This is a genomic window from Thermus sp. (genome assembly GCF_056332225.1).
Genome location: NZ_JBWGQW010000053.1, coordinates 1 through 9,916, shown reverse-complemented (window position 1 = coordinate 9,916; position 9,916 = coordinate 1). Strand labels below are relative to the sequence as shown.

General features: G+C 69.4%; 11 protein-coding genes. All 11 read left to right on the top strand.

Translation table 11 applies throughout. From position 1 onward, the window contains the following. Nucleotides 1-797: hypothetical protein (locus AC01Y6_RS08620; RefSeq protein ID WP_476671131.1), on the top strand; the 797-nt coding region annotated here is incomplete at its 5' end. Between the two features lie 267 nt (nucleotides 798-1,064). After that, the gene (gene mraZ, locus AC01Y6_RS08615) at nucleotides 1,065-1,499 is read left to right on the top strand and encodes a division/cell wall cluster transcriptional repressor MraZ (RefSeq protein ID WP_054638370.1); all 435 of its coding nucleotides are present in this window, start codon (nucleotides 1,065-1,067) and stop codon (nucleotides 1,497-1,499) included. Nucleotides 1,500-1,505: 6 nt separating this feature from the next. Next, the gene (gene rsmH, locus AC01Y6_RS08610; RefSeq protein WP_476671128.1) at nucleotides 1,506-2,366 is read left to right on the top strand and encodes a 16S rRNA (cytosine(1402)-N(4))-methyltransferase RsmH; all 861 of its coding nucleotides are present in this window, start codon (nucleotides 1,506-1,508) and stop codon (nucleotides 2,364-2,366) included. Further along, nucleotides 2,363-2,608, top strand: coding sequence for a hypothetical protein (locus tag AC01Y6_RS08605; protein ID WP_347240257.1), 246 nt, complete (start codon nucleotides 2,363-2,365; stop codon nucleotides 2,606-2,608). Before rsmH ends, AC01Y6_RS08605 begins: the two co-directional genes overlap by 4 nt. Next, nucleotides 2,605-3,924: a peptidoglycan D,D-transpeptidase FtsI family protein gene (locus tag AC01Y6_RS08600; protein WP_428720868.1), complete on the top strand. Its 1,320-nt coding sequence runs from the start codon at nucleotides 2,605-2,607 to the stop codon at nucleotides 3,922-3,924. The genes AC01Y6_RS08605 and AC01Y6_RS08600 overlap by 4 nt, the downstream gene beginning before the upstream one ends. Next, entirely contained in the window at nucleotides 3,908-5,218 is a 1,311-nt protein-coding gene (locus AC01Y6_RS08595) for a glutamate ligase domain-containing protein (protein ID WP_476671127.1), read from the top strand. The genes AC01Y6_RS08600 and AC01Y6_RS08595 overlap by 17 nt, the downstream gene beginning before the upstream one ends. Beyond that, nucleotides 5,206-5,898, top strand: a complete 693-nt coding sequence (locus AC01Y6_RS08590; RefSeq protein ID WP_428716714.1) for a hypothetical protein — start codon at nucleotides 5,206-5,208, stop codon at nucleotides 5,896-5,898. Before AC01Y6_RS08595 ends, AC01Y6_RS08590 begins: the two co-directional genes overlap by 13 nt. Further along, the gene (locus AC01Y6_RS08585; RefSeq protein WP_476671125.1) at nucleotides 5,889-6,740 is read left to right on the top strand and encodes a phospho-N-acetylmuramoyl-pentapeptide-transferase; all 852 of its coding nucleotides are present in this window, start codon (nucleotides 5,889-5,891) and stop codon (nucleotides 6,738-6,740) included. Before AC01Y6_RS08590 ends, AC01Y6_RS08585 begins: the two co-directional genes overlap by 10 nt. Then, nucleotides 6,737-7,990 (top strand): Mur ligase family protein, encoded by a 1,254-nt coding sequence (locus AC01Y6_RS08580; RefSeq protein WP_476671124.1) that lies wholly within the window; start codon nucleotides 6,737-6,739, stop codon nucleotides 7,988-7,990. The genes AC01Y6_RS08585 and AC01Y6_RS08580 overlap by 4 nt, the downstream gene beginning before the upstream one ends. Then, a complete protein-coding gene (locus tag AC01Y6_RS08575) occupies nucleotides 7,969-9,027 on the top strand; it encodes an FtsW/RodA/SpoVE family cell cycle protein (protein ID WP_428721265.1) in 1,059 nt (352 codons plus the stop codon). Before AC01Y6_RS08580 ends, AC01Y6_RS08575 begins: the two co-directional genes overlap by 22 nt. Further along, nucleotides 9,015-9,916: UDP-N-acetylglucosamine--N-acetylmuramyl-(pentapeptide) pyrophosphoryl-undecaprenol N-acetylglucosamine transferase (locus AC01Y6_RS08570; protein WP_476671122.1), on the top strand; the 902-nt coding region annotated here is incomplete at its 3' end. The genes AC01Y6_RS08575 and AC01Y6_RS08570, both read left to right, overlap by 13 nt.

Here is a 9,916-nt window from a genome sequence, read left to right as displayed (position 1 = left end):
TGCTGGCCTGGGACGGGAAGAAGGGGGACTGGGAGGCAGTGGTCCACGGCCCCGTGGTGGCCCTCGAGGAGACCGAGCCCCTAGGCCCCGAGGCCGCCCCCGCCACCCGGCTCACCGTGGCCAGCATGGCCCACGTCCTGGCCCAGGACGCCGTGGCCCGGTGGATGTGGCTCGGGGCGGTGGAGGGGTATGAACCGGTCCTCTCCAAACTCTCCATCCAGGAGATGACCGATGACCCCGCGAGCACCATTTTCCGCTACCTCACCAAGGTGGCCTTCCACACCGCCAACTGGGCCAACGGGGGGGAGCTCAAGGACCTGATTCACCTGGACCTCACCGGGCTCAAGGCGGTGGGGCCTTTCAGCGTGGAGCTCCAGATGGCGGAGGGGCCCCACCTCGAGATCGTGCGGAACCTGGTGGACTACCCCCTGATGGAGCTCTACGCCACCACGGACCGGGCCGCGAGCCTCAAAGGGGAGCACGCCTCGGTGGCGGGGAAAGCCCCGGGGGAGGGGAAGGCGGCCACGGTGCTCAGGATGCGCAAGGCTCCCTACCCCTACCCGGCCACGGACGAGTGGGAGGCCCTGCCCTTGCACCGCCTCGAGGGGAGCTGGGAGCCCGTGCGGGCCCGGAGCGTGGCCCGGACCGACCAGGGGGTGCGGAACGGGTCATCCCCACGTGCGTGGGGACTACACATGACCAGGACGGCAAAAACACTCTGCTACCCCCCTTTATGTGTCTTTTTGGGAGTTATGGCAGGTAAGCTTTCAAGTTCCCCAGCCCCCTGGCAGAAATGAGGGCTATTCCCACCATAGCACACCCAGCGCCGTCCGCAAGCCGGACAGGAGAAACCAAAGCGGCGCAAAGTGGGCGAAGTTCCCTCCGCTCAAGCCACCGGAATAGCCTCCTCAGCCAGGGTGGGGTGTAGGTGGGACTTAGGTGGGAGAGAGTGGAAATCTGTGGGGAATACGTGCTATACTCCCGGCGTAAAGCCTCGTCTGGGTAAGGTCCTTACCCCCTAAACCCAAGGGGCGGACCCCAGCGAAGGTGGGAGCGGGTGGGAAATGCCCTTCGGTGAGTACCAGTACAGCCTGGACGACAAGGGACGGGTGGTCATCCCCGCCCCCTTCCGGGACTTTCTGGAAGACGGCCTGGTGCTCACCCGCGGGATGGAAGGGTGCCTTTACGTCTTTCCCTCCGACCGCTGGCGCAAGATCGAAGAGCAGCTGGTCAACCTTCCCCTCACCGATGCCGAAGCCCGCGCCTTCGTCCGCTTCTTCTACTCGGGAGCCCACAAGACCCGGATGGACAACGCCAGCCGGGTCCTGATCCCCCCTCCCTTGCGCCAGTTCGCCGGGCTCCAGGAAGGGGGCGAGGTGGTGGTGGCCGGAGCCCCGGGCAGGCTGGAGATCTGGAGCCAGGAACGCTGGTGGAAGACCATCGAAGAAATTATGCGCCACCCACCGGCCCCCGAGGCGCTCAAGGGACTCATTGGGTAGGTATTTATGAAGACCGTTGCCCAGCACATTCCCGTCCTGTACCAAGAAGCCCTGGACTTCCTGAGGGTAGAACCCGGCAAGGTGTACGTGGACGCCACCCTGGGAGGCGCTGGCCACGCCCGGGGCATCCTGGAGCGGGGAGGGCTGGTCCTGGGACTGGACCAGGACCCCGAAGCCGTGTCTCGGGCCCGGGCCTTGGACCTCCCCGGCCTCCGGGTGTACCGGGCCAACTTCCGCCACTTAAAGGCGGTGCTCCACCAAGCGGGGGTGGAAGAGGTGGCGGGAATCCTGGCGGACCTCGGGGTCTCCAGCTTCCACTTGGACGACCCCAGGCGGGGCTTCAGTTACCAGAAGGAAGGCCCCCTGGACATGCGCATGGGGGAGGAGGGCCCCACAGCAGAGGAGGTGGTGAACACCCTGCCCCTGGAGGAGCTTTACCGCATCCTCCGGGACCTGGGAGAGGAAAAGCAGGCCTGGCGCGTCGCCAAGGCCATCGTGGAAGCGAGGAGGAAGAAACCCATCCAGACCACCACGGAACTGGCGGAAATCATCCGCCAGGCAGTGGGCTTCCGCAAGGCCGGGCACCCCGCCCGCAAGACCTTCCAGGCCCTGCGCATGTACGTGAACGACGAGCTTGGCGCCCTGGAGGAGTTTCTCGCGCAGGCCGCCGAGGTCCTGGCCCCAGAGGGGCGGCTTGTGGTCATCACCTTCCACTCCCTCGAGGACCGATTGGTGAAGCGGTTCCTAAAGGCGAGCGGCCTCAAGGCAATCACCAAAAAGCCCGTGCTCCCCTCCCCAGAGGAGGTGGCGCGAAACCCCCGCGCCCGGAGCGCCAAGCTGCGGGCGGCGGAGAAGGAGGCGGCATGAGGGCGGCCCTGCGCTTTGGCCTCCTGTACCTCTTGGCCCTCCTCCTCCTCTTCGCCGCAGGCCACCGCAACCAGATGGAAAAGGCCCGCCTGGCCCGGATGGAGGAGCGCTTGAAACACCTCAAAGCCCAAGAGGAGTCCCTTCTTAAAGAAGCCTGGCGCCTAAGCCAGCCCCACCGGGTGCTGGAGTGGGCGGAGAAGGAAGGGTTTGTACCCATGAGCCGGGGGAGGTGGGAGCGGTGACCGCGGGCGCCAACCGGGTGCCTTTGGTCTTCCTGGGGATGGGCCTCTACCTCGCCCTTTTGGCCCTGGGGGTCTACGCCCTAGTGAGCCGGGGGCCGAGGCCAGTCCCTCCGCCCCCGTCCCCGCCCCCCTTGCGGGGCAACCTCTACGCCGCCGACGGCACCCCTCTGGCGGTGAGCCTCGAGGGGGGGCGGTACTACCCCCTGGGGAAGAGCGCAAGCCAGCTTTTGGGCTTCGGCGAGCGGGCCTCTGGCCGGGGCCTGGAAGGGCTGGAGCGGGACCTGAACGCCGCCCTCTCGGAAGGGCGCTCCTTCACCCTCACCCTGGACCCGTGGATCCAGGCCTTGGCGGAACGCGCCCTCTGGAAGGGGCTGGAACGAAGCCGGGGAGCCTTTGCCACCCTCCTCGTCCTGGACCGGAAAGGAAGGCTTTTGGCCGTGGCCAACGCCCCGGCCTTTGACCCCATGGGCCCGCGCAAGGACCCGGAACAGGACCTCTCCTGGCGCAACCACGCCTTCCTGGTGGCCTTGGAGCCGGGTTCCACCATGAAGGCCCTCACCGCCGCCATGCTCCTGGAAGAGGGAGCGGCCCGCCTTTCCACCCCGGTGGAGGCCCCCATGCGGCGGAAGGTGGAAGGGTGGGTTATCCGCGACGCCGTGCCCCACCCCCCTAGGCTCACCCTGGCCGAGGTGCTGAAATATTCCTCAAACGTGGGGATCAGCCTTCTGGCCGAGGGCATCCCCAAGGAAACCTTTTATCGCTATATGGAGAAACTCCACCTCACCGACCCTAGGCCCCTCCCCGGGGTGCGCACCGCCCCTCCCCTGATCAAGCCCCCGGAGGCGTGGGGCCGGGTCAACTACGCCAACCACGCCTTCGGCCAGGGCTTTCTCATCACCCCTCTGCACCTGGCGGCCGCCTTCGCCGCCCTGGTGGACGGGGTCTACCGCACCCCCCAGCTCTTCCAGGGCCAAAAGGCCAGGGAAGAGCGGGTCTTCTCCGCGGAAACGGCGCAGGCCGTCCGCCAAGCCCTGGAGGAGGCCCTGGCCCCCAGGGCCGCCCTTCCCGGCTACCCCCTGGCGGGCAAGACCGGCACCGCTCAGGTGGTGGTCCAGGGCCGTTACTCCCAGGAGGTCTTCACCGCCTGGTTCGCCGGGTTCGTCCCCGGGGACGCCCCCCGGTACACCGTGGTGGTGGCCGTCCACCACCCCAAGGGCGAGATCCACGGAAGCCTGGTGGCCGCCCCCATCTTCCGGGAGGTGGCCGCCGGCCTCTTGGCCTATGCGGGTCTTCCCCCCTATGCTGAGGGGCGGTGAGGCAGTGGTGCAAGATGCGCACGTTAGGGAAGTGACGCCGGAATGGGTGGCCGAGGCCACGGGGGGGAGGCTATACCCCGGGGGCCGGCCCGTGGTTGACCTCCACTGGGACAGCCGGGCCGTGGGGCCGGGGTTCCTCTTCGTGGCCCTGCCTGGAAGCCGCACCCACGGGCGGGCTTACGCCAAGGAGGCCTTGGCCAAAGGGGCCCACCTGGTCCTCTCCGACCGCCCGGGGGAGGCCACGGTGGAGGTGGCGGACACGGGCCTGGCCTTGCTCAGGCTGGGGCGGGCCCTGCGGAAGCTTTTCCCGGGGAAGGTGGTGGCCGTGGGGGGGAGCACGGGGAAGACCACCACCAAGGAGGCCCTGGCCCAGGGTCTGGGCTTCCCCGCCCCTTCCGGCAACCTGAACACCGCCCCGCCCCTGGCCCGCTTCTTCCTCACCCTGCCTAAGGAGGCCCCGGGGGCCGTGGTGGAGCTCGGGGTGGACCGGGTGGGGGAGATGGAGGGGCTCATGGCGCTCTCCCGCCCCGAGCTTTCCGTCCTCACCGCCTTGGGGGAGGAACACCTCCTGGCCTTCGGGGACCTAAGAGGCGTGGTACGGGAGGAAGCCCGGCTTCTGGAAGCCCCCCTGGCCCTGGTGAGCCTCCAGGCCCGGGGGGTTCTGGAAGGCTTCGGCTACCGGGGGAGCTGGCCTACCTACGGCTTCGGGGAAGCCAGCTTCCGGGGAGAGGCCTTGGAGCTCCTGCCCCAAGAAAGCCGCTTCCGCTACCGGGGACGGAGAATCCGGGTCCCCTACCCCGGTTTGGGCCCGGCCTTGGGGGCCTTGGCCGCCTTGGCGGTGGCCGAGCTCCTGGGGGAGGAGGTGGAGGCGGTGGCCGAGAGGCTTTCCCGCCTGGTCCTGCCCCCCGGGCGGATGGAGAGGCGGGAGATGGGGGGCGTGGTCTTCCTCCACGACGCCTACAACGCCAATCCCCTCTCGGTGAAGGCGGGCCTCGCCTGGCTTGCCGCCCAGCCCGGGCGCAAGTGGGCGGTGCTGGGGGAGATGAAAGAGCTCGGCGGGTTGGCGGAAAGGCTCCACCTGGAGGTGGCGGAGGAGGCGGCCCGCCTGGGTCTGAAGCCCCTCTACCTGGGGACCCACGCCCGGGCCCAGGCCGCCCTGGGGGGCGAGGCGGTGGAAACCCTGGAGGAGGCCCTTCTCTGGCTCAAGGCCCGGGTGGCCCCGGGGGACCTGGTGTACCTGAAGGCCTCGAGGGTCCTCGGCCTGGAAAGGATCCTGGAGCTATGGGACGCCTAAGCCCTCTTCTCCTCCTCGCGGCCTGCGCCCCCCTCCAGGCCCAAGCGCCCCTCCTCCCCTACCCCGGCGGGTTCGCCCAGGGGGGCTTGGTCTCGGGCCGCTTCCAGGTGGTCCTCCCCGGCCCTCCCCTCTTCCTGGACGCCAGCGAAACCGCCCTCTACGCCGCCTACCCCTACCAGCTTTGGATCTACGAAGGGGGTTCCCTACAAAGCCTCCCCCTCCCCGGGGTCCCCCGCTTCCTCCGGGCCACCCCGAGGCTCGTGGTGGGGCTGGAAGGAGCCATCTGGACGGAGAAAGGCCTTTACCCCTACCCCGCCTACGATGCCCTCTTGGGGGAGGAAGGCCTCTACCACGTGGACGGGAAGGGCCTCTACCGGGATGGCGCCCTCCTGGCCCGCGGAAACTTCCGCCAGGTGGTGGCCTGGGAGGGCCAGGTGGTGGCCCTGGGAGAAGAGGCCCTCTTCTACCCGGAAGGGCGCCTCCTCCCCCTTCCCCGCCCCGCCCGCAAGGCCCAAGGGGGGGCGTGCGGGGCGGTGGCCCTTCTGGACCAGGTCTACCTGGTGCGCCCCGAGGGGGCGAGGCCCTTGGCCGAGGCCCAGGACTTCGCCGCCTTCGGAGAAGCCCTCTACCTCGCCCCCCAGGGAGCGGTACGGTCGTGCAAGGAGGTGGCATGGCCCTAGCCCTCGTCCTGTCCTGGCTTCTCACGGCGGTCTGGATCTCCTTGATGAAAGGCCTGGGCCTGGGGAAAAGGGTGCGCCAGGACGGCCCCCAAAGCCACCTGGCCAAGGAGGGCACCCCCAGCATGGGCGGGGTGGCCTTCCTCCTGGCCGCCTTCCTGGCCTACCTGGCCTCGGGAAAGGACGCCTTCTTTGGGCTTTGGCTCCTCGGCCTCGGCTTCGCCCTCCTGGGCTTGGTGGACGACCTCTCGGGGAGCCTCGCCCGCCCCTTACGGGCCCGGGAGAAACTCGCCTTCCAAGGGCTCATGGCCCTGGTCTTCGCCCTGTGGGCCGTCCGACAGGTGGCCTACACTCCCTGGCCCCTCTTGGACGTCCTCCTCATCCTCCTCGCGGTGGTGGGGGCGGCCAACGCCTTCAACTTCACCGATGGCCTGGACGGGCTCCTGGCCTCGGTGACGGCGGTGATCCTTCTCCCCTTCTACCCCTACCCCTTCGCCCAGACCCTCCTGGGAGGGGTCCTGGGGTTCCTCTGGCACAACGCCCCCCGGGCCAAGGTCTTCATGGGGGACACGGGGAGCCAGGCCCTGGGGGCCATGGTGGCGGGGCTTTTCGTGGTCACGGGTAAGCTTTGGCTTCTGCCCCTTGTGGCCATCGTCCCGGTGTTGGAGGTGCTTTCCGTGGTGGCCCAGGTCCTTTACTTCCGGCGCACGGGGAGGAGGCTTTTCCGCATGAGCCCCCTGCACCACCACCTGGAGCTTTCCGGCTGGGAGGAGGCCAAGATCGTCTTCCGCTTCGCCCTCCTCACCGCCCTGGCCACCGCCTTGGCCTTTGGAGGTGGGGCATGATCCTGGTCTATGGTCTTGGGCGAAGCGGCCTGGGGGTGCTCCGCTTCCTTAAGCGGCGGGGGATGCCCGCCCGCTTCTACGACGACCGGCCCAAGGAGGAGGAGGTGGCGGAGGCCCTGGCCCTGGGCTTCTCCCCGGACTGGGGCCTCGAGGGCACCTACGCCGAGGTGGTGGCCGCCCCCGGGGTGCCCCTCACCCACCCCCACCTGGAGGCGCTGAGGGCAAGGGGCGCAAGGGTGCTGGGGGAGGCGGAGCTCGCCTACCGGCTCTCGGAAACCCCCATCGTGGGGATCACCGGCACGGCGGGCAAGACCTCCACCACCCTCTTCACCGCCCACCTCCTTCAGGGGCAAGGGCTTAAGGCCCTCCCTGGGGGCAACGTGGACCCACCTTTGGTGGAAGTGGTGGACCAGGCCGAGGTGGCGGTGGCCGAGCTCTCCAGCTTCCAGCTGGAGCGCGTCCACGCCTTCCGGCCCCGGGTGGCCGTCCTCCTGAACCTGGGGGTAGACCACCTGGACCGGCACGGGAGCCTCGAGGCCTACCACGCCGCCAAGCTCAACCTCCTCAAGAACCTGACCCCGGAAGACGCCGTGGTCTACAATTTGGAGGACCCCAAGGTGAGGAAGGCGGCCGAGGCCACCCCCGCCCGGCCCTACCCTTTCCTACCCCAAGCGAGCCCCCGGGAGACGAACCTCGAGGCCGCCCTCCAGGCCACCCGGGCCTACCTGGACCTCCTCGGGCGGCCCCTGGAGGAAAAGGCCCTGAGGGAGAGCCTCAAGACCCTCCCCGAGCCCCCCCACCGCTTCCAGGTCTTCGCCCGCAAGGGACAGGTGGTCTTCATAGACGACTCCATCGCCACCCGCACCCCCGCCGTGGCCGCCGCCCTAAGGGCCGCCCCCGCCCCCATCGCCTGGATCCTGGGCGGGGAGGACAAGGGGGCGGACCTTTTGAGCCTCAAGGCCCTCCTCCCCCGGGTGCGGGTGATCCTGGCCATCGGCCGGGACGGCCCCCGGATGGCCGAGGCCTTGGGGGAAGGGGTGGAGGTGGTGGTCATCGGGGAAAAGGAGGGCAGGAAGGCCCTGAAGCGGGCGGTGGAGGAAGCCCTTAAGCGCTTGGAAGCGGGAAGCGTGCTCCTGGCCCCGCTGGGGGCGAGCTTTGACCAGTTCCGGGACTACCAGGACCGGGCCCGGGCCTTCCGGGAAGCGGTCTTCGCCTTGGGAGGGGAACCATGGACCCCACCCTCCTCTTAAGCGGCCTGCTCCTCCTGGCCTTTGGCCTCCTGGGGGTGGGGGTAGCCGAGCCTGGCCTCCTGGAAGACCACCTCCTCAGGGTGGGGCTCGCCCTTCTGGCCATGCTTGGGGGAAGCCTCCTTTCCGTGAGGTTCCTCTTGCGGCACGCCCTGGCCCTCCTTCTCCTGAACCTCCTCCTCTTGGTCCTGGTCCTCCTGGTGGGGGACGGGCCCATGGGGGTGCGGCGTTGGTTTGACCTGGGGCCCTTCGCCTTCCAGCCCTCGGAGCTGGCCAAGATCGCCCTGGTCCTGTACCTGGCCTCCTTCGTGGACCGCAAGGGGGAAGACTACCCCATTCTCGGCCCCGCCCTCCTGGTGGGCAGCACGGTGGGGCTGGTGCTGGTGGAGCCGGACTTCGCCACGGCCCTTTTCCTCTTCCTCCTGGGGACCTCCCTCTTCGTCCTGGCCGAGGTGCCCTGGCGGCGGCTCATCGCCATAGGCCTTGCGGGCTTCCTGGTCCTCACCCCCTTTTCCGGGGCTTACCTGAACCGCTTCCGCTACGTCTCCGAGCGCTTCAGCGGCTTTCTCAGCTACCTAAAGGGGGAGGCCCGGCCCGAGGAAACCGCCTACCAGGTCCTCCAGGCGCAGAAGGCCATCCTCCTAGGAGGTCCTTTCGGGCAGGGGCCCGGAGGAAGCCTTCCCCACCTGCCCGAGGCCCACAACGACATGGTCTTCGCCAGCGTGGTCTTCGCCACGGGGTGGCTTGGGGGGCTCGTGGTCCTCTTCCTCTATGGCCTCCTCTTCCTCCGGGGGCTGTCCCTGGCCCTGAAGCTAGGGGGGACGGAGGGCCTGGTGGCCCTGGGCCTCACCCTGTACCTGGTCCTGCAGGCCGCCCTCAACATCGGGGTAACCTTGGGCTTCCTCCCCGTCACCGGGGTGCCTTTGCCCCTGGTTTCCTACGGGGGAAGCTCCCTCTTGGTCTCGGGCCTGGCCCTGGGCCTTCTCCTTAGCCTGGCCCGGAAGGCCATGGGCAAGGGGGTGAGGGAATGGTCCTCCTGACCGGGGGGGGCACCGGGGGGCACCTCTTCCCCGCCCTGGCAGTGGCCGAGGAGCTTGGGCGGCGGGGGCATGAGGTCTTCTACCTGGGGGCCCTGGGGGGCCTCGAGGCCCGCCTCCTCCCCAAGACCCCCATCCCCCACGCCCTCGTCCCCGCGGGCAAGCTGGACCGGAGCGCCCTGAGGCCGAAGGAAGCCTGGCGGCTCCTCCTGGGCCTCCTGGCCGCCCGGGGGGTCCTTCGGGCCAAGCGGCCCAAGGCGGTGCTCTCCACCGGGGGCTACGCGGGGTTTCCCGCCGCCTTCGCGGCGGAGCTCATGGGGATTCCCGTCCTCCTCCACGAGCAAAACGCCAAGCTGGGCCTGGCGGTGAGGCTCCTCGCGCCTTTAAGCCGGGGGCTCGCCCTGAGCGTGCCCCTTCCCCTCGCCCCTGGGCTTGCCACCAAGGCCCGGGTGGTGGGCTACCCGGTGCGGGAGGTGCGCTTCCCCAAGGCCGAGGCCAAGGCCCGCCTGGGCTTTGACCCGGGGAAGCCCCTCCTTTTGGTCCTTGGGGGAAGCCAGGGGAGCCTGGAGCTCAACGAGCGGCTCCCCCCCCTCCTCAGGCCCCTGGGCCTTCCCGTCCTCCACCAGGTGGGGGAGAGGTGGCTGGAGCGGTACCGCCACCTGGAGGGGGAAGGCTACCGCGTGGCGGGCTTCGTAGACGGCCCCCTGGCCATGAGCGCCGCCGACCTCCTCCTGGCCCGGGCCGGGGCGGGCACCTTGGCCGAGGCCGCCTTCCACCGGCTCCCCGCCCTCCTCTTCCCCCTTTCTCCCCGCCTGGACGGGGGGGCGCAACGGGCCAACGCCCTGGCCTACCAGAAGGCCGGGGCCGCCCGGCTCGGGGACTACTCCCGGCT